This is a genomic window from Paraburkholderia kururiensis, assembly GCF_034424375.1.
Classification (GTDB): domain Bacteria; phylum Pseudomonadota; class Gammaproteobacteria; order Burkholderiales; family Burkholderiaceae; genus Paraburkholderia; species Paraburkholderia kururiensis_A.
On the sequence record NZ_CP139965.1, the window covers coordinates 2,411,398 to 2,431,189 of the forward strand.

At 67.4% G+C, this 19,792-nt stretch carries 15 protein-coding genes; 7 read left to right on the plus strand and 8 right to left on the minus strand.

Annotated elements, in window-relative coordinates:
- Positions 1–21: 21 nt before the first annotated feature.
- The 7 genes from U0042_RS10795 to U0042_RS10825 form a co-directional block, all read right to left on the minus strand.
- The gene (locus U0042_RS10795; protein ID WP_114810850.1) at positions 22–1,020 is read right to left on the minus strand and encodes an NADP-dependent oxidoreductase; all 999 of its coding nucleotides are present in this window, start codon (positions 1,018–1,020) and stop codon (positions 22–24) included.
- A 102-nt stretch (positions 1,021–1,122) separates the two neighbouring features.
- Positions 1,123–1,617, minus strand: coding sequence for a PaaI family thioesterase (locus U0042_RS10800; protein ID WP_114810849.1), 495 nt, complete (start codon positions 1,615–1,617; stop codon positions 1,123–1,125).
- A gap of 8 nt (positions 1,618–1,625) precedes the next feature.
- Entirely contained in the window at positions 1,626–1,928 is a 303-nt protein-coding gene (locus U0042_RS10805) for a Dabb family protein (protein ID WP_114810971.1), read from the minus strand.
- Positions 1,929–2,157: 229 nt separating this feature from the next.
- Positions 2,158–3,336: an acetyl-CoA C-acyltransferase gene (locus U0042_RS10810; protein ID WP_114810848.1), complete on the minus strand. Its 1,179-nt coding sequence runs from the start codon at positions 3,334–3,336 to the stop codon at positions 2,158–2,160.
- Between the two features lie 78 nt (positions 3,337–3,414).
- Positions 3,415–4,041, minus strand: coding sequence for a bifunctional nicotinamidase/pyrazinamidase (gene pncA / locus U0042_RS10815; protein WP_114810970.1), 627 nt, complete (start codon positions 4,039–4,041; stop codon positions 3,415–3,417).
- A gap of 35 nt (positions 4,042–4,076) precedes the next feature.
- A complete protein-coding gene (locus tag U0042_RS10820) occupies positions 4,077–6,158 on the minus strand; it encodes a 3-hydroxyacyl-CoA dehydrogenase NAD-binding domain-containing protein (protein WP_114810847.1) in 2,082 nt (693 codons plus the stop codon).
- A gap of 124 nt (positions 6,159–6,282) precedes the next feature.
- On the minus strand, positions 6,283–7,956 hold the full coding sequence (locus tag U0042_RS10825; protein ID WP_114810846.1) for a 3-(methylthio)propionyl-CoA ligase: 1,674 nt from the start codon (positions 7,954–7,956) through the stop codon (positions 6,283–6,285).
- A gap of 231 nt (positions 7,957–8,187) precedes the next feature.
- Between U0042_RS10825 and U0042_RS10830 the strand changes: the two genes are divergently transcribed.
- From U0042_RS10830 to U0042_RS10850, 5 genes are all read left to right on the plus strand, one after another.
- Positions 8,188–9,834: a protein adenylyltransferase SelO gene (locus U0042_RS10830; RefSeq protein WP_232833355.1), complete on the plus strand. Its 1,647-nt coding sequence runs from the start codon at positions 8,188–8,190 to the stop codon at positions 9,832–9,834.
- 62 nt (positions 9,835–9,896) lie between these two features.
- A complete protein-coding gene (gene msrB / locus U0042_RS10835; protein ID WP_114810845.1) occupies positions 9,897–10,316 on the plus strand; it encodes a peptide-methionine (R)-S-oxide reductase MsrB in 420 nt (139 codons plus the stop codon).
- A 209-nt stretch (positions 10,317–10,525) separates the two neighbouring features.
- A complete protein-coding gene (locus tag U0042_RS10840; protein WP_114810844.1) occupies positions 10,526–11,059 on the plus strand; it encodes a septation protein A in 534 nt (177 codons plus the stop codon).
- Positions 11,060–11,062: 3 nt separating this feature from the next.
- Positions 11,063–11,374 (plus strand): BolA family protein, encoded by a 312-nt coding sequence (locus tag U0042_RS10845; protein WP_114810843.1) that lies wholly within the window; start codon positions 11,063–11,065, stop codon positions 11,372–11,374.
- 37 nt (positions 11,375–11,411) lie between these two features.
- Positions 11,412–12,191 carry a peptidylprolyl isomerase gene (locus U0042_RS10850; protein WP_114810842.1) on the plus strand — a complete coding sequence of 260 codons (780 nt, stop codon included), beginning with the start codon at positions 11,412–11,414 and terminating at the stop codon, positions 12,189–12,191.
- 130 nt (positions 12,192–12,321) lie between these two features.
- On the opposite strand, the gene purL is transcribed toward U0042_RS10850, so the two are convergent.
- Positions 12,322–16,392 carry a phosphoribosylformylglycinamidine synthase gene (gene purL, locus U0042_RS10855; protein WP_114810841.1) on the minus strand — a complete coding sequence of 1,357 codons (4,071 nt, stop codon included), beginning with the start codon at positions 16,390–16,392 and terminating at the stop codon, positions 12,322–12,324.
- 355 nt (positions 16,393–16,747) lie between these two features.
- Here purL and U0042_RS10860 point away from each other — a divergent pair, with 355 nt between their 5' ends.
- Positions 16,748–18,049: an FAD-dependent oxidoreductase gene (locus U0042_RS10860; protein WP_114810840.1), complete on the plus strand. Its 1,302-nt coding sequence runs from the start codon at positions 16,748–16,750 to the stop codon at positions 18,047–18,049.
- A gap of 39 nt (positions 18,050–18,088) precedes the next feature.
- The gene (locus U0042_RS10865; protein WP_114810839.1) at positions 18,089–19,693 is read left to right on the plus strand and encodes an NAD(P)H-hydrate dehydratase; all 1,605 of its coding nucleotides are present in this window, start codon (positions 18,089–18,091) and stop codon (positions 19,691–19,693) included.
- Positions 19,694–19,792 lie beyond the last annotated feature (99 nt).

The following is a 19,792-nucleotide window of genomic DNA, read 5'->3' on the forward strand; positions in this document are numbered from 1 at the left end:
CGAGGGCAGACTCCGCGCGATTCAGATGAGCTTCACCAGTTGCTTGCCGAAGTTCTGGCCCTTGAGCAGACCGATGAACGCCTCCGGCGCGCGTTCGAGCCCCTGCGCAATGCTCTCGCGGTAATGCAGCTTCTTTTGCGCGACGAGCGTACCCAGTTCGCGCAGCGCCTCGGGCCAGACATCGAGATGCTCGGTCACGATGAAGCCCTGCACAAGCAGCCGCTGCGTGAGCATCAGCTCCGGATGCCCGAGCGGCGTGGGCGCGCCGTCGTAGCGGGCGATCATGCCGCACAGCGCGATGCGCCCGAACGGATTCATGCGCGCGAGCGTGGCGTCGAACACCGCGCCGCCCACGTTCTCGAAGTAGCCGTCCACGCCCTGCGGCGTCGCGGCCTTCAGGTCGGCGTAGAGATTGCCGGCCTTGTAGTCCACGCAGGCGTCGAAGCCGAGCGTCTCCACGACGTAGCGGCATTTTTCAGCGCCGCCCGCGATGCCTACCGCGCGGCATCCGGCAAGCTTCGCCAGTTGCCCGACCACGCTGCCCACGGCACCGCTCGCCGCGCTCACCACGACGGTCTGGCCCGGCTTCGGTCCGATGATGCGGTTGAGTCCGTACCAGCCGGTCACGCCCGGCATGCCCACGGCGCCCAGGTAAGCCGACAGCGGCACGTGAGTGTCGTCCACCTTGTGCAGCCCCTCGCCGTTGGAGGTGCCGTACTCCTGCCAGCCGAACATGCCCACCACCTTGTCGCCCACCGCGAAGTCGCGATGCGTGGACTCCACCACTTCGCCCACTGTGCCGCCCAGCATCACTTCGTTGAGCGGTTGGGGCGGTGCATACGACTTCGCATCGTTCATGCGGCCACGCATGTACGGATCGAGCGACAGGTAGTGGTTGCGCACGCGCACCTGGCCCGCTTCGAGCGCTGCCAGCGGCGTTTCGACGAGCCGGAAATTGTCCGGCGTAGCGGGGCCTTGCGGCCGCGAAACCAGCAGGATCTGACGATTGGTCTGGGACATGACAGGCACCTCGTGTTCGATCGGGTTGAGGCAGACAGAAAGGTAGCGGACAAAAAGCGGCACGCCGCGGTCAGCGGGCGGCAGGCAAGGCGGATGAAACGTTCAGCCGTCGCTCGGACCCGGTCGCGCTGCCGGATCGGTGCGCAACCTCTGCTGCGTGATCTCGCGGCCCACGGCAAGGCGGCGCATGTACTTGAAGGTGCCGAGCGCCTTGGCGACGAAGTGCCCGGCCGTGTCGCGAATCTCGCCTTCGCAGTAGGCCATGGTGGTGGAGCGGTGCAGCACGCGCGCCGACGCGCGCAATTCGCCGCGGCCCGGCTGCATGAAGTTCACTTTCATTTCGACGGTGACCACGCCCACGCCGTCCGGCGCGAGGCTGCGCGCGGCCATGGCGAGCGCCACGTCGGCGAGCGTCATGGTGACGCCGCCATGCGCGACGTCCCACGTGTTCAGATGCATGGCCGCAAGCGGCAGCACGACTTCGCTCGCGCCGTCGGCGGCACTGACCACCTGTACGCCGAGGTGATCGACGAAAGGGCTTTCGATCATAGGCGGCGTTTGTGGGCTTGCGCCCGCCGGAGGCTGTGCGTCGCTCATCGCGAGGCTCACACTTCGTAGTCCACGCACTGGCGCGCTTCGCGCACCCCGGAGATGAACTTCTTCACTTCCTCGTGCACGGGGTGGACCTGATAGGCGTCGAGCGCGGCCTTGTCGGCGAAATCGGAAACGAGCACCACGTCGTAGGTCGATTCGAGACCGGGCGCCGCAAGGCCCACTTCCAGATGTTCGATGCCCGGCACGATGCCGCGGCACGCTTCGAGCTTCGCCTTGAGGGTCTGCGCGTTCTGTTCACGCGTGGCGCCTTCGGCGGTTTCCTTGAGCTTCCACATCACGATATGACGGATCAACGTGTTCACCTGTAGTCGGGTTTGTCTGAAAAAAGGCGCGGATGCGGCGTAGATTGAGCGCCGGCTCGCCTGGGCGTGCGATGCCGTTCTGTGCTTCTGTGCGCACCGGCAAGCCGCCATGATACCTGCTCGTCCACGTCGAGACGGCTCACGGCGCGCAGGCAAAGCGTGTCGGCGCGTGCAGCCTCACCGGCCCGGCCGTACAAGCCCATCCGCTTTTTCGCCCCCCTCACGCCACTTCGAACAAGCCCGCTGCGCCCTGCCCGCCGCCGATGCACATCGTGACCACCACGAACTTCGCGCCACGGCGTTTGCCTTCGATGAGCGCATGCCCCGTAAGGCGCGCGCCCGACACGCCATACGGGTGGCCCACCGCAATCGCGCCGCCGTTGACGTTGAGCCGTTCGTTCGGAATCCCGAGCGTGTCGCGGCAATAGAGCACCTGCACGGCGAACGCCTCGTTGAGTTCCCACAGGTCGATGTCCTCGACCTTGAGCCCCGCCTGCCTGAGCAGCTTCGGTACCGCAAAGACGGGGCCGATGCCCATTTCGTCCGGCTCGCAGCCGGCCACCGCGAAGCCACGGAAAATGCCGAGCGGCTCGAGTCCTTCGCGCTCCGCCACCTTCGCGTTCATCACCACGCACGCCGAGGCGCCGTCCGAAAACTGGCTCGCGTTGCCCGCCGTGATGACGCCGCCCGGCAGCGCCGTGCGGATCTTCGCGACGCCTTCGAGCGTGGTGTCCGCGCGAATGCCTTCGTCCGCGGCGATCGTCACTTCCTGGGTAAAGAGGCGGCCGCTCGCCTTGTCCGCGACGCCGGCCAGCACGGTCATGGGCACGATCTCGGCATCGAAGAGGCCCGCTTCGCGCGCGGCGGCCGCGCGCAGCTGCGATTGCACGCCGTATTCGTCCTGGCGCTCCTTCGAGATCGCATAGCGTTTCGCGACGTTCTCGGCCGTCTCGAGCATGGTCCAGTAGATTTCGGGTTTGCGTTCGAGCAGCCAGCCGTCGGCCATCATGTGGCGGTTCATTTCGTTCTGCACGCACGAGATGGACTCCACGCCGCCCGCCACGTAGACGTCGCCCTCGCCCGCGATTACCCGCTGCGCGGCGAGCGCGATGGTCTGCAGCCCCGACGAGCAGAAGCGGTTCACCGTCATGCCGGGCACGCTTACGGGCAGGCCGGCGCGCAGCGCGATCTGGCGCGCGATGTTGCCGCCCGTCGCGCCTTCAGGGTTCGCGCAGCCCATGATGACGTCTTCGATGCGCGCAGGGTCGAGCTTCGCGCGCTCGACCGCGGCCTTCGTGACGTGGCCGCCCAGCGTCGCGCCGTGCGTCATGTTGAACGCGCCGCGCCACGATTTGGCGAGACCCGTGCGGGCCGTCGATACGATTACTGCGTCGGTCATGCCTGTCTCCTGCCATTCATGTTGCTGTTGATGTGTGGGTACGGCCACGCGCTTCGGGCCTTTCCGGTTGCTCAGCCCTCAGTGCAGCACGTCGGCGCTCTGCACCCGGGCCACGCCTGCTGCGTGCATGTGCTGCCAGGCCGCGGCCAGCGACCCGTCGAGGTCGATCGCGCGCGAGGCGTCTTCGATCACGGCCACTTCGAAACCGGCCGCGCGCGCATCGAGCGCGGACCACGCGACGCAATAGTCGGTAGCGAGTCCGCAGCACCACACGCGCGTCACGCCTGCGTCGCGCAGGTAGCCCGCAAGGCCCGTGGGCGTCTTGCGATCGGCTTCGAGAAACGCCGAGTAGCTGTCCACTGCCGCGTGGTGCCCCTTGCGGATCACGGCGCGCGCGTGCGGCACGTCGAGCGCTGCGTGCAGCTGCGCACCCGGCGTGGCCTGCACGCAGTGCACAGGCCACAGCACCTGGTCGCCGTACGGCAGCGTGATGGTCTGGAACGGCGCACGACCCGCGTGATTCGCTGCAAACGAAACGTGCGAGGCCGGGTGCCAGTCCTGCGTCAGCACGACATGACTGAAGCCGCGCGCAAGCCGGTTCACGACCGGCACGACCTCGTCGCCGTGCGGTACGGCCAGCGCGCCGCCGGGCATGAAATCGTTCTGCACGTCCACGACGAGCAGGACTTCGTGTGTGCCTTTCATCTCGATCACTCCGCGGGTGTGGCTGCCGCCGACGTTCAGTTGAAACCGCGGCCCTGCGCCGCCAGTTCGACGATGCGCGGCGCGATCTGCCAGGCGTCGCCGTTGGGTTGCGCGGCGTAGCGGCGAATGGTCCGCTCCACGTTGTAGAGCCCCACGGTGTCCGCGTACAGCATCGGGCCGCCGCGCCACAGCGGAAAACCGTAGCCCGTCAGATAGACCATGTCGATGTCCGACGCCTTCGATGCAATGCCCTCTTCCAGAATCTTCGCGCCCTCGTTGACGAGTGCGAACACGAGTCGCTCCACGATCTCCTCGTCGGCGATCTTGCGGCGCGCCACGCCGATTTCCTTCGAGTACGCGACGATCATTTCGTCCACCACGGCGGAGGGTTTCGCCGTGCGGTCGCCCGCCTGGTAGTCGTACCAGCCGCCGCCCGTTTTCTGGCCGAAGCGGCCGGCTTCGCAAAGGCGGTCCGCGATCTTCGAGTAGTGCATCTCGGGCTGCTCGCGATAGCGGCGCTTGCGGATAGCCCAGCCGATGTCGTTGCCGGCGAGATCGCTCATGCGGAACGGCCCCATGGCGAAGCCGAACTTTTCGATGGCGCGGTCGATCTGCGCGGGCTGCGCCCCTTCTTCGAGCATGAAGAGCGCCTGGCGCAAGTACTGCTCGATCATGCGGTTGCCGATGAAGCCGTCGCACACGCCGGACACCACCGCGGTCTTCCGGATGGTCTTCGCGACCTGCATGACGGTGGCGAGCACGTCTTTGGCCGTCTCGCGGCCGCGCACCACTTCGAGCAGCTTCATGACGTTGGCGGGGCTGAAGAAGTGCATGCCCACCACGTCCTGCGGCCGCTTCGTGATCGACGCGATGCGGTTCAGGTCCAGCGTCGAGGTGTTCGAGGCGAGGATCGCGCCCGGCTTCGCCACTTCGTCGAGCTGGCGAAACACCTGCTCTTTCACGCCCAGTTCTTCGAATACCGCTTCGATGACGAGGTCGGCGTCCTTCAGATCGTCCCACGCGAGCGTCGCACGAATCAGCGCCATGCGCTTTTCGAGCAATTCGGCACTGAGCTTGCCCTTCTTCACGCTTGCTTCGTAGTTCTTGCGGATGGTCGCGAGGCCGCGGTCCAGTGCTTCCTGCTTCGTTTCCAGCAGCGTGACGGGCAAGCCCGCGTTGGCGAAGTTCATCGCGATGCCGCCGCCCATCGTGCCGGCGCCGATCACGGCGACCTTTTCGATCTTGCGCACCGGCGTGCCGGCGGGCACGTCGGGAATCTTGCTCGCCGCGCGTTCGCCGAAAAACGCGTGGCGCAGCGCGCGGCTTTCAGGCGTTTGCACGAGCGCCATGAAGCATTCGCGCTCGAAGGCGAGGCCCTTGTCGAAGCCGTGCTTCACGCCGGCCTCCACCGCGTCGATGCACTTGTGCGGCGCCGGGTAGTGTTTCGCCACAGCGGCCACACTGTTGCGCGCGAACTGGATGAAACCGGCGGCGTTCGCATGCTCGATCTCGCGCTTGCGCAAGAGCGGATGCGTGCCGCCCTTCTGCGCGATCTTGCGCGCAAACGCGAGCGCCGCGTCGAGCAGATCGCCCTGCGCGATCTCGTCGAAGAGCCCCGTGCCGGCGAGCTTCTCGGACATCACCGGCGCGCCGGACACGATCATGTTGAGCGCGGTTTCGAGGCCCACCGCACGCGGCAGACGCTGCGTGCCGCCGGCGCCAGGCAGCAGGCCCAGCTTGACCTCCGGCAGCGCGATCTGCGCGCCGGGGGCCGCGATGCGGTAATGCGCACCCAGCGCAAGCTCTAGTCCACCGCCCATCGCAACGCTGTGAATGGCGGCGACGACGGGCTTGGCGCTCGCTTCGACCGCCTTGATGACGGTGCCGAGCGTCGGCTCCTGGGTGGCCTTGGGGGTATTGAATTCGGTGATGTCGGCGCCGCCTGAAAAGGCCTTGCCGGCGCCCGTGAACACGATCGCGACGACGTCCGGGTCGGCGTTCGCGCGGTCGAGCCCAGCCACGATGCCGGCTCGCGTGGCGTGGCCGAGCCCGTTGACGGGCGGGTTATTGAGGGTGAGGACGGCCATGCCATCCCGGGTCGTGTAGTCGACTGCCATGTGTCTGCCTCCATGCGTGCCGGTGCGCGTTGGGCGCTGTCGGCTGCATTGTCCGACAAACCCGGATCAGCTGGAGCATACACAAAAAAGAACGGTCGTCCAATTTTTCCGGGCGAAAGCCGCGTCAGCTTCCGCCCAGACCGCCACATTCGCCACCCAGCGCGGTCGGCAACACGTGGTTGCGGAACACCTCGCGCAGCTTGAGCTTTTGCAGCTTGCCCGTCGCGGTGTGCGGCAGTTCGTCGACGAACACCACGTCGTCCGGAATCCACCACTTCGCGACCTTGCCTTCGTAGAAGGCAAGCAGCTCGTCGCGCGTCACCGTCTTGCCCGCGCGCTTCACGACGACGAGCAGCGGCCGCTCGGTCCAGCGCGGATGCGCGCAGGCGATGCACGCGGCCTCGGCCACGGCGGGATGCGCCACGGCGATGTTCTCGATGTCGATGGAGCTGATCCACTCGCCGCCGGACTTGATCACGTCCTTGCTGCGGTCGGTGATGTTGAGGAAGCCGTCGGGGTCGATCGTGGCGACGTCGCCGGTCGGGAACCAGCCGTTCACGAGCGGCGATTCGTCGTGCCGGAAGTATCGGTCGATCACCCAGGGCCCGCGCACGTGCAGGTCGCCGAACGCGACGCCGTCCCAGGGCAGCTCCGCGCCGTCCGGTCCCACGATCTTCATGTCCACGCCGAACATCGCCCGGCCCTGCTTTTGCAGCAGCGCGTGCTGCGCCTCGCGCGGCCGTTGCGACTGCTCCCAGTTGAGGCTCGCCAGCGTGCCGAGCGGCGACATCTCCGTCATGCCCCAGGCGTGGATCACGCGCACGCCGTAGTCGTCCTCGAAGGCGCGCAGCATGGCAGGCGGACAGGCCGAGCCGCCGATCACCGTCCGTTCGAGCGAATGAAACCGCGTGCCCTGCTGCCGTACATGGTTGAGCAGGCCCATCCAGACGGTGGGCACGCCGGCCGAAAACGTGACGCGTTCGGCCTCCATGAGCTCGAACAGCGACTTGCCGTCGAGGTCTTTGCCCGGCAGCACGAGTTTGGCGCCCGAGAGCGGCGCGGCATGCGGAATGCCCCAGGCGTTCACGTGGAACATCGGCACGACGGGCAGCACGGAATCGCGCGACGACAGACCCATGGCGTCGGGCAACGACGCCCCGAACGCATGCAGCACCGACGAGCGATGCGAGTACAACGCGCCCTTCGGATGCCCCGTGGTGCCGGAGGTGTAGCAGAGGTTCGACGCGGACCGTTCATCGAGCACGGGCCAGTCGAATGCGCCGTCTTCCGCGGCGACCAGCGTCTCGTAGCAGAGCACGGGCGCCGCAATGGATGCGCAATCGGCAAGGTGCGCCTCGTCGGTCAGCGCGACCCAGCCGCGCACGTTCGGGCACAGCGGCGCGAGTTGCGCAACGAGCGGCGCGAAGGTGGTGTCGAACAGCACGTAGCGGTCGTCGGCGTCGTTGACGATGAACGCGATCTGCTCGGGAAAGAGACGCGGATTGATGGTATGGCACACCGCGCCGAAGCCCGTCACGCCGAAGTAGGCCTCGAGATGCCGGTAGCCGTTCCAGGCGAGCGTGCCGATGCGCTCGCCCGCCGTGATGCCGAGCCTCATGAGCGCCTGCGCGAGCTGTTTCGAGCGCTGTTCGCACTCGCGGTAGGTGTAGCGGTGAATGTCGCCTTCGATGCGGCGCGACACAATCCCCGTGGTGCCGTGATAGCGCGCGGCGTGCGCGATCAGCGACGACACGTTGAGCGGCACGTCCATCATTTGTCCCAGCAGCGGCGTTGTCATGGGCACGGGTCTCCTCGCCTCGTTCTGTGCTCGTCGTGTCTTTACGCTATCTGTCGCGGCTGCGGCGGCGTGCCGTTCGACATTGCGCCATACGCCGCGGCGAACAGTGTCGCGCTTGCAACGTGACGCCTCGTCACCATGATGCCGCGAAGCCCTGAACGGCCCCAGGCACGGCGCCTGCAGGCCCGCGGACGCGGACTTACAATATCGGTTAACCCAGAGGCGCTCAACATGTCGTTTTCACCAGGCACTTCACAGGCCGCCGGCCACGGCGACGTTGCTGCGACGGCCCCTTCCGCTGATCCTTCCGCCGCTGCGGGTCCTGTCGAACAGGGCGCATCCACGTCCCTGCTCTCGCGCGTCACGTCGGCCATCACAACTTCGCGCGAAGGCGCGTTCGCCACACTCGGTCCCACCTTCATGACACGGCTGCCCGCGGCGCCCTTGCCGCAGCCCTACGTCGTGGGCTTTTCGGAAGATACGGCACGGCTGCTCGGATTCGATCCCGCCGTCGTGCAGGACCCGGGCTTCGCCGCCTGGTTCAGCGGCAGTCCCACGCGCGACTGGCCCGATCATGCGATGCCCTACGCGTCCGTTTATTCAGGACACCAGTTCGGCGTATGGGCCGGGCAGCTCGGCGACGGGCGCGCCATCGGGCTCGGCGAGGTCGAGCACGCAGGCCGGCGTTACGAACTGCAATTAAAGGGCAGCGGCCGCACGCCCTATTCGCGCATGGGAGACGGGCGCGCCGTGCTGCGTTCGTCGATTCGCGAATTCCTGTGCTCCGAAGCCATGCATCATCTGGGCATTCCCACCACGCACGCACTCTGCGTCACGGGCTCGGACCAGCCGGTACGGCGCGAGGAGATCGAAACCGCGGCGGTGGTCACGCGCGTGTCGCCCAGCTTCGTGCGCTTCGGCCACTTCGAGCACTTCTACGCGAACGACCGCGTCGACGCGCTGCGCACGCTCGCCGATCACGTGATCGACCGCTTCTATCCGCACTGCCGCGAGGCGGACGACCCTTATCTCGCGCTGCTCGCCGAGGCGGTGCGGTCCACGGCATCGCTCGTTGCGCAGTGGCAGGCCGTAGGTTTCTGCCACGGCGTGATGAACACGGACAACATGTCGGTCCTTGGCCTTACGATCGACTACGGTCCGTTCGGTTTCATGGACGGCTTCGACGCCGGCCACATCTGCAATCACTCGGACTCGCAGGGCCGCTACGCGTATCGCATGCAGCCGCAGATCGCCTACTGGAACCTGTTCTGTCTTGCCCAGGCGCTGTTGCCCATCATCGGTGAACGGCACGACGCAGCGAAGCGCGGCGAGCGTGCCGTGGAAGATGCGCAGCGCGTGCTGGAAGGCTTCAAGGAACACTTCGCGCCGTCGCTCGAACAGCGGCTGCGCGACAAGCTCGGGCTCGAGACCGCGCGCGAAGGCGACGATGCCCTCGCCAACCGGCTGCTCGAAATCATGCACGCGAACCGCGCCGACTTCACGCTGACGTTCCGCAATCTCGCCCGTCTATCAAAGCACCGAAAAGACGACGTGAGCGCCGACGCGCCGGTGCGCGACCTGTTCCTCGATCGCGCCGCATTCGATGCCTGGGCCGCCGACTATCGCGCGCGGCTCGCAACGGAAACGCGCGACGACGCCTCGCGTGCCGCCGCCATGAATCGCGTGAATCCGAAGTTCGTGTTGCGCAATCACCTCGCGGAAACAGCAATTCGCCGCGCGAAGGAAAAGGACTTCAGCGAGGTGGAGCGCCTCGCCGCCGTGCTGCAACACCCGTTCGACGAACAGCCCCAATACGAAAGCTATGCCGCGCTGCCGCCCGACTGGGCCGGCTCGCTCGAAGTGAGCTGCTCGTCGTGATCGCGCTGTTCACGATGTCACGCTTCTTCGCCCCCTCACGAAACACACCCACAGGACACACCATGACCGAGGACGATCACAACTCCGACGCCTACCCCGGACAGCAGGACGACGCCGAATGGCGCGCGAAACTTTCCGAAACCGAGTACGAGGTGACGCGCCACGCCGCGACCGAACGCCCCTTCTCGGGCCGCTACTGGGACCACTGGGACCGCGGCATCTACGACTGCGTCTGCTGCGGCACGCCGCTCTTCGAATCGGATACGAAGTTCGACGCCGGATGCGGCTGGCCGAGCTACTTCCGCCCCATCAACGGCGAGGTCATCGAGGAACGCACCGACCGCTCGCACGGCATGCTTCGTATCGAAGTGCGCTGCAAGAATTGCGGCGCCCACCTGGGCCACGTCTTCGAAGACGGCCCGGCGCCCACCGGCCTGCGGTATTGCATCAATTCGGCTGCGCTACAATTCGAGCCGAAATAACGGCGGGTATTGCCAGTCTTTGCCGGTCTTTGCCGGTCTTTGCCGATCATCGCCAGTCGCCTTCGGCGCGGGCGAACCTTGAGCACATCGCCCGGCCTGGCCGCTTCGTGCCGCCAGGCCGGGCTGCGGCGCGACGCAACACGTTGCGCGGGCGCCGCGCCTGCCCTGGCTGCGCCCGCACCTTCCCTTCTCCGGAACCTCAAGCCACGATGAAATTCCTGTTCGATCTGTTCCCCATCATCCTGTTCTTCATCGCGTTCAAGGTGTGGGGCATCTTCCCGGCCACGGCCGTCGCGATTGCCGCGACGCTCGTGCAGATCGCATGGGTGGCGTTCCGGCATCGCAAGGTCGACACGATGCTGTGGATCAGTCTCGGCGTGGTGACCGTGTTCGGCGGCGCAACGCTCGTGTTTCACAACGACACGTTCATCAAGTGGAAACCCACGGTGCTGTACTGGGCGTTCTCCGTCGTGCTCGTGTTCTCGCAGTTCGCGTTCGGCAAGAATCTTATCGAAGCCATGATGGGCAAGCAGATCACGCTGCCGCACCGCGTGTGGGGCCAGCTCAACATCGTGTGGGCCGTGTTCTTCGTGCTGCTCGGGCTCGTCAATCTGTTCGTCGCCTACAACTTCACGACCGACACGTGGGTCAACTTCAAGCTCTTCGGCGCGACCGGCCTCCTGGTGGTGTTCATCGTCGGGCAGAGCCTGTGGCTCGCGAAGTACATGAAGGAAGAGGAGTAAGACGTGAGCGACGCCTTCCTGCACGCAAGCCCCGAGGAGCGCCTCGCGTTCATCCGCAGCCGTCTTTGCGCTGCACTTGCACCGGTGATTTCCATCGACGTTCGCGACGACAGCGCGCAGCACGCAGGCCACGCCGGCGCCGCTGCGGGCGGCCATTACAGCGTGACGATCGTGGCCGCCGCGTTCGCCGGCAAGCCGCGCGTGGCGCGGCATCGCATGGTGTATGATGCGCTGGCCGATGCGCTGCAGCGCGGCATTCACGCGCTCGCCATCACGGCGTACACGCCCGAAGAAGCCGGCTCGCTGCCCCGCTAGCAAGCCTACATTTCTTTGCTCCGTTAGGACTTTTCCGATGATCTTGAAGAAGACCCGTCTCTGGGTGATGCTGGCTGCGTTCGCGGCCGCGCCCGCGTTTGCACAGAACATCGCCGTCGTGAACGGCACGCCGATTCCGAAGTCGCGTGCCGACGCGCTGATCGCGCAGCTGGTGCATCAAGGCCAGCAAGACACGCCGCAGCTTCAGACTGCGGTGCGCGAAGAACTGGTCAATCGCGAGATTCTCATGCAGGAAGCGGCACGCCGCGGCCTGCCCACGCGGCCCGACATCAAGGCGCAGATCGCCGTTGCCCAGCAGACCGTCGTGCTGCGCGCGCTGATCGAAGACTTCATGAAGAACAACGCGCCCACGGACGCGGAAATCAAGGCGCGCTACGACCAGTTGGTCCAGCAGGCGGGCGGCAAGGAATATCACCTGCACCACATCCTCGTGGACAACGAGCAGCAGGCCAAAGACCTGATCGCGAAGATCAAGGCCGGCGCGAGCTTCGAAGACCTCGCGAAGCAGTACTCGAAGGACCCGGGATCGGGCAAGAACGGCGGCGACCTCGACTGGTCGGATCCGCGCGCCTACGTGCCGGAGTTCGCCGCGGCTGCCCAGAAGCTCCAGCAAGGCCAGATGACGGATACGCCGGTGCATACGCAGTTCGGCTGGCACATCATCCGCGTGGACGGCATTCGCAATATCACCCCGCCGCCGCTCGAACAGGTGAAGACGCAGATCGTCCAGCAGATGCAGCAGGAAAAGCTCCAGGCGTTCGAAGAAAACCTGCGCAAGCAGGCGAAGATCCAGTAACGCCGAACGGAACGGTGCCGTTGCTCTCGTAGCAACGCACTTCAAAAAACAATGCCGCCCTCGGGCGGCATTGTCGTTTATGGCGGCGTACGGTTTATGGCGGCCTGCGGTGTGCCGCCCAAAAGAACCGTCAGCCGAGCCAGCGGCGCGCGTTCTGGAACACGCGCATCCAGGGGCTCGCTTCGCCCCAGCCTTCGGGGTGCCAGCTCATCTGCACCGTGCGGTGTACGCGCTCCATGTGGGGCATGAGCACCGTGAAGCGGCCATCCGGCGTCGTGACCGACGTGATGCCGTTCGGCGAGCCGTTCGGATTGAACGGATAGCGCTCGGTCGCCGCACCCTGATGGTCGACGAAGCGCATGGCCACGGCCACCCGCGACGCGTCGCCCTGCTGCGAGAAGTCGGCAAACCCTTCGCCGTGCGCCACCGCGACCGGAATGCGCGAGCCTTCCATGCCCGTGAAGAAGAGCGACGGCGACGCCGCAACTTCCACGAACGAAAAGCGCGCCTCGAACTTCTCCGACTTGTTGCGCGTGAACTTCGGCCATGCGTCGGCGCCCGGAATCATCGAGGCCAGGCTCGACAGCATCTGGCAGCCGTTGCAGATGCCGAGCGCAAAGGTGTCCTTGCGCGCGAAGAACGCGGCGAACATGTCGGCCAGTTGCGCATTGAAGCGGATCGTCTTCGCCCAGCCCTCGCCCGCGCCCAGCACGTCGCCGTACGAGAAGCCGCCGCATGCCACGGCACCCGTGAAGTCGGCGAGCGTCGCGCGGCCTTCGAGCAGATCGCTCATGTGAACGTCGTGCGCATCGAAGCCGGCGCGGTCGAAGGCATACGCCGTTTCGAGATGCGAATTCACGCCCTGCTCCCGCAGGATCGCCACGCGCGGACGCGCGCCCTTGCCGATGAACGGCGCAGCGACGTCTTCGGCCGGATCGAACGTGAGGCGCGGCGTGATGCCGGGGTCGTTCGCGTCGAGCAACGCGTCGTACTCGGCGTCTGCGCAGGCCGGGTTGTCGCGCAGGCGCGAGATGCGCCAGCTCACTTCGCTCCACGCGCGCTGCAATTCGGCGCGCGGCGCGCTGTAGACCTTCTTCGCGTCGCGATAGATCTCGATGGTGTCGTGCGCGTTCGGCTTGCCGATGACGTGCGAGCACGTGGAAAGGCCGTGTTCGCGCAGCGCGCCGAGCACCACGTCGCGTTCGGCTGCGCGTACCTGGATCACGGCGCCCAGTTCCTCGGAGAACAGCGCGCGCAGCGTGCGGTCTTCGCGACGGCCGCTCGTCTGCTTCGCCCAGTCCTTCGCGTCGCCGTAGTCGAACTCGTGGTCGGCATCGAGCGTCAGCATGTCGACGTTCAGCGACACGCCCACGTGCCCCGCGAACGCCATTTCGCAGACCGCGGCCCAGAGGCCGCCGTCCGAGCGGTCGTGATAGGCGAGCAACTGGCCCTTTGCGTTGAGCGACTGGATGGCATTGAAGAAGCGCTTGAGGTCTTCAGGATCGTCGACGTCGGGCACCGTGTCGCCGATCTGCTGCGTGACCTGCGCGAAGATGCTGCCGCCCATGCGGTGCTTGCCGCGGCCCAGATCGATGGCGATCAGCACCGAGTCCAGCGCCTCGCCCGCTTCGTCGTGCGTACGCAGTTGCGGCGTAAGGTGGCCGCGCACGTCTTCAACCGGGGCGAACGCCGAGATGATGAGCGAGACCGGCGCCACCACTTCCTTCGCGACGCCATTCTCGTCCCACTTCGTGCGCATCGACAGCGAGTCTTTGCCCACCGGAATGCCGATGCCGAGTGCCGGGCACAGCTCCATGCCGATCGCCTTCACCGTTTCGAAAAGCGCGGCGTCTTCGCCCGGCGCGCCGCACGCGGCCATCCAGTTCGCGGAGAGCTTGAGCTTGTCGAGCGACGCGATGGGTGCCGACGCGATGTTCGTGATGGCCTCGCCCACGGCCATGCGGCCGGATGCGGGCGCGTCGATCACGGCGAGCGGCGTGCGCTCGGCCATCGTCATGGCCTCGCCGTGAAAGCCCGCGTAGTCCATCGTCGTGATCGCGCAGTCGGCCACCGGCACCTGCCACGGCCCGACCATCTGGTCGCGCACGCTGGTGCCGCCCACCGTGCGGTCGCCGATCGTAATGAGGAACGACTTGCTGCCCACCGTCGGATGGCGCAGCACGCTCATGGCGACTTCGTCGAAGGCGACGCCCGTGACGTCCACGGGCGTGAGCGCCTTCGCTTCGCGCTTCACGTCGCGATGCATGCGCGGCGGCTTGCCGAGCAGGATGTCCATCGGCATGTCGACGGGTTGCGGTTCGCCCTCGGCGGCGTGCTCTGCGTCGATCAGCTTCAGCTGGCGCTCCGCCGTCGCCACGCCCACCACGGCGAACGGGCAGCGCTCGCGCGCGCAGATGGCTTCGAACAGGGCGAGGTCGGCGGGCGCGATGGCGAGCACGTAGCGCTCCTGCGCCTCGTTCGACCAGATTTCGCGCGGCGAGAGGCCGCTTTCTTCGAGCGCGACCTTGCGCAACTCGAAACGCGCGCCCTTGCCGGCACCGTCGACCAGTTCGGGGAACGCATTCGAGAGACCGCCCGCGCCCACGTCGTGAATGCTCAGGATCGGATTGCCGTCGCCCAGCTGCCAGCACGCGTTGATGACCTCCTGCGCGCGCCGTTCGATTTCAGGGTTGCCGCGCTGGACCGAGTCGAAGTCCAGTTCTGCCGTGTTGGTGCCGGTGGCCATCGAACTGGCCGCGCCGCCGCCCATGCCGATGCGCATGCCCGGGCCGCCGATCTGGATCAGCAGCGAGCCCTCGGGCAAATCGTGCTTGTGCGTGTGCGCAGCCGAAATATTGCCGATGCCGCCCGCGATCATGATGGGCTTGTGGTAGCCGCGCACGGTGCCGGCCACGTTCTGTTCGTAGACGCGGAAGTAGCCGCCCAAGTTCGGCCGGCCGAATTCGTTGTTGAACGCGGCGCCGCCCAACGGGCCGTCGATCATGATCTGCAGCGGCGACGCGATGCGGTCGGGGCGGCCATAGGCGCCGTGTTCCGCCGAAGGATCGCGGTGCGCGAGCGGCTGGGCCACGTCGCGGGCGTTTTCCCAGACCTCGCGGGCATCGGGTAACTCGAGGTTGGACACCGTGAAGCCCGTGAGACCCGCCTTGGGGCGCGCGCCGCGCCCGGTCGCGCCTTCGTCGCGTATTTCGCCGCCCGCGCCCGTAGCGGCGCCGGGGAACGGCGAGATCGCCGTCGGGTGGTTGTGCGTCTCCACCTTCATCAGCGTGTGGACGAGTTCGGTGTGGCGGCCGTACTTCTCGTTCGGGCCGTCCGTCGCCTTGCGCGGGAACCAGCGCTCGGCGGTGGCGCCTTCCATGATCGCGGAGTTGTCCGAGTACGCGACTATGGTGCCCTGCGGATTGAGCTTTTCGGTATTGCGGATCATCTGGAACAGCGACACGTCCTGAGGCTCGCCGTCGATGGTCCATTGCGCGTTGAAGATCTTGTGGCGGCAGTGTTCGCTGTTGGCCTGCGCGAACATCATGAGTTCGACGTCCGTGGGATTGCGGCCGAGCTTCGTGAACGCGTCCACCAGGTAGTCGATCTCGTCTTCCGCGAGCGCGAGACCCAGTTCGCCGTTCGCGGCGACGAGCGCGGCGCGCCCGTGGGCGATCACGTCGACCGTGGCGAGCGGCTTTGCGGGCAGTTCGTCGAACAGATGGCGGGCGTCTTCACGCGAGGCCACGACGCTCTCGGTCATGCGATCGTGCAGCGCGGCGGCCACCGCTGCGCGGGCCTCGTCCGTGAGCCCCTTCTTGCTGCCGAAGAGGCCCGTTTTCAGCACCACCGTGTATTCGATGCCGCGTTCGATGCGGCGCACCTGATGCAGACCGCAGTGGTGGGCGATGTCCGTCGCCTTGCTGGCCCACGGCGACACGGTGCCGAAGCGCGGCAGCACAAGGAAGGTTTCCTCGGCACCGCGCGCTTCGGCCGCCTCGAACGGCGCGCCGTAGTGCATCAGCGCCTCGATCTTCGCGCGGTCTTCCTCGCCGAGCGGGCTCGCCGCGTTGACGAAATGCAGGAACTGGCCGCGCACGCCGACGATGTTGGCGTCGATCCGGCCGAGCGTTTCGAGCAGACGGGTTTGACGGAAATCGGAGAGCGCGGACGCGCCGGGGAAACACGAGAAGTGGGCCATGGACTGGACTAGACCTTGCGTCGGTGGGCTGATGCGTCGCGCGAGAAGGCGACGTGAGGCGAAAGGGAGACCGCGATTATAACCCGGAAGCGCCTCTTTCCGCCCCTCATGGGACGCGCCGGGCTTGGCGCGACAAGGCTGTGCCGGGCGTTTTCGGGTTCCTGCGCGCCTCGCGCGCGGTCGGTCCGCGGCCGCGCTTGCCGCCGCGTGAGCACGGCGCGTTGCGACATTTGGCTGCTATCATTGCCGGTTTCATCGGATCGGCGCGCGCTTGCGTGCCGCATGCCCTCACACGGCCAGCACTGCGCGGCGAATACCGCGCACGGCGGTGCTCCGGCCGGCAGATCGAATCATCATGAATGTCATCGTCATCGGCGGCGGGATTGTCGGCGTCGCCACCGCCTACCAGCTGCGTGCCGCGGGCCACCGCGTGTGCGTCGTCGAACGCCACGCCACGGTCGCCCAGGGCGCCACGTGGGGACATAGCGGCATCGTGCTGCCCACGCCGCTCGACGTCTGGTTCGGACCGACGTTCATGTCAGGCCGCCGCGGCGCGGCGAGCGGCGTGATCAGCAAAACCGGCTTCAACGGTCCCGCGCGCGCCTTCGTGCGCCGGCTCGCCACGCTGCAGGACGCCAACGCGTTCGCCGCGCAGTACGAACGGCTGCGCCCGCTCGTGGAGTCCGCGCGCGAGGCGCTGGCCGATATCGAAAGCCGCTTTGGGCTCGAATTCGAGCAGAGCGACGGCGTGCTGCACCTCGTGCGCGGCAACACCGACTGGGAACTCGCGCAGCCCGCGCTCGATCTGCTGCGGCGCTTCGAGGTGCCGCATCACGTGCTGACGCCCGCGGAATGCGCCGAGCACGAGCGCGCCGTGCCGGCCGATCCCGCCTTCGCGGGCGGTGTGCTGTTCGAGTCCGAACGCACCGCGAACTGCCCGCTCTTCGTCAAGCTGCTCAAGCAGGTGCTCGATACCGAAGGCGGCGTGCAGTTCCAGACCGGCCGCGAAGTGACGGCCATCCGTCTCGACAACACGCGTGCCGCGGTGGAGCTGGCGCCGCGCGAAGGCGAATCGGCGCGCTCGCGTGAAGTCGACGTGATCTCGGGCGACGCCGTGGTGCTCGCCGCGGGCGCGGGCAGCCTGCCGCTCGCCGCGCGCCTCGGGCTGCGCCTGCCGCTCTACCCGCTGCGGCTGCACACACTGACGGCGCCCATCGCGCACGAAGAATGCGCCCCGCACATGACCGTGATCGACACCATGAAGCGCGTCGTGATCGCGCCGCTCAGCCAGCGCCTGCGTATTGCGGGCGGCGCGGTGCTGCAGGCCGCCGGGCTGGCCGACAAGCCGTTGCCCGAAGCGCTCACCGAAGACGCGCTCGCGCTGCTCGGCGAGGCATCGCGCGACTGGGTGCCCGGCGCCGCGAAGATCTCGGCCGCGCTGCCCTGGGAAGGCCTCAAGCTGCTGGCATCGGACGGCCTGCCCGCCGTGGGTAACGCGCTCCATCCGCGGCTTTTCGTCAACGCCGGACACGGCCCGGCCGGCTGGGGTCTGGCGCTCGGCTCTGCTAAAGTGGTTGCAGACCTCGTGTCGGGCGCAACGCCTGCCGTGCCGCCCGACACGCTCGCCGCGCTGCGGCCCGAGCGGCTGCAAGACTAGCCGACGCGCCGTGGTGGGGCTCCTCTCCGATCCGCCGCCATGACCGACGCCGCTTTGTCCACTGCTTCGCTCGTCTCGTCCACCTTCCCGACGCTCGTTTCCACCCAGGATCGTCCGCTGCCGCTGCTCACGGTGGAGGACTTGCGCGCCTGCGAGGCGCACGCCGAAGCCACGCTGCCCGCCCACACGTTGATGGCACGCGCCGGAGCCGCCGCGGCGCACTGGCTGCGCGAACACGCCGCACATGACGGTTCCGTCGATGCAGACCACCCGGTCTGGCTCGTCGCCGGCCCCGGCAACAACGGCGGCGATGCGCTCGTGATGGCGACGCAACTCCTGCAGGCGGGCGTTGCCGTCGAAGTCTGCATGCCGGTGGACGTGAAGCCTGACGACGCGCGCTGGGCGCTGGCCGAAGCCCGGGCCGCGGGCGTGCCCATCTCGGTGGAGCCGCCCGCATCGTTCGAAAGCTTCGGCTGGCTCGTGGACGGCATGCTCGGCATTGGGCTCGCACGTCCGCTCGACGGCGTGTTCGCCGCGCTCGCCGAACGGCTCGGCGAGCATGCGCGCGTTCACGGCCGTGTGCTCGCGCTCGACGTACCGAGCGGTCTCGACAGCGATACCGGCAACATCGTGGGCGGCGGCGTGGCGGTGCACGCGACGCATACGCTCACGTTCATCGGCGCGAAGCCGGGCCTATTCATGACCGCGGGACGCGACTGCGCGGGCGCGGTGACCGTCGCGCCCATCGGCGTCGATACGCAGACGCCCGCACTTCCCCATACGCCCGCGTTGCTCAACGCACCCGCACTCTTCGCGTCGCATCTGCCGGCGCGCGGCTTCGCCACCCACAAGGGCACGTTCGGCAGTCTCGCCGTGGTGGGCGGCGACACCGGCATGTGCGGCGCGCCGGTGCTCGCGGCACGGGCCGCGCTCTATGCCGGCGCGGGAAAGGTGCACGTCGCGTTCATCGGTAGCGGCTGGCCGCCCTACGACGCGCCGCATCCCGAACTCATGCTCCACGCCGCGGACGATCTGCCGCTCGACACGATGGACGCCCTCGCTGTGGGCTGCGGCATGGGCGGCAGCGACCACGCGCGCGATGTGCTGATCCGCGCGTTGCAAACGGGCTTGCCCGCGCTACTCGATGCCGACGCGCTGAACCTCGTCGCCCGCGACGACGCGCTGGCCAGCCACCTGGCGACGCGCAAGGCGCCGGCTTCGCCCTGCGTGCTGACACCGCATCCGCTGGAGGCTGCGCGCCTGCTCGGCACCGACGCCCGCAGCGTGCAGCACGACCGGCTCGCGGCTGCGCGGGCGCTGGCCTCGCGCTTCGCGTCGGTCGTTGTGCTCAAAGGCAGCGGCACGGTAATCGCCGCGCCCGACGGCCGGCTTGCGGTGAACCCCACCGGCAATGCAGGGCTCGCCACGGGCGGCACAGGGGACGTGCTGGGCGGCATCATCGGTGCGCTGCTCGCGCAGCGGCTGCCGGCCTGGGAAGCAGCGCTCGCGGGTATCTATCTGCACGGTCTCGCAGCGGAACATCTCACGGCGCGCGGCGACGGACCCGCGGGACTCACCGCGGGCGAACTTGCACCGATGGTCCGCACGCTGCTCAACCGGCTCTTCTATCGCGACGCGCGCTGAGCATGCCGCGGTCACACGACGACGCTATACTGATCCACTGCGCCGCCTTCTGCCGCCGCCCCGTTGCAATGCCTGTGCCGCAATGCTGAGCGGCGGCCC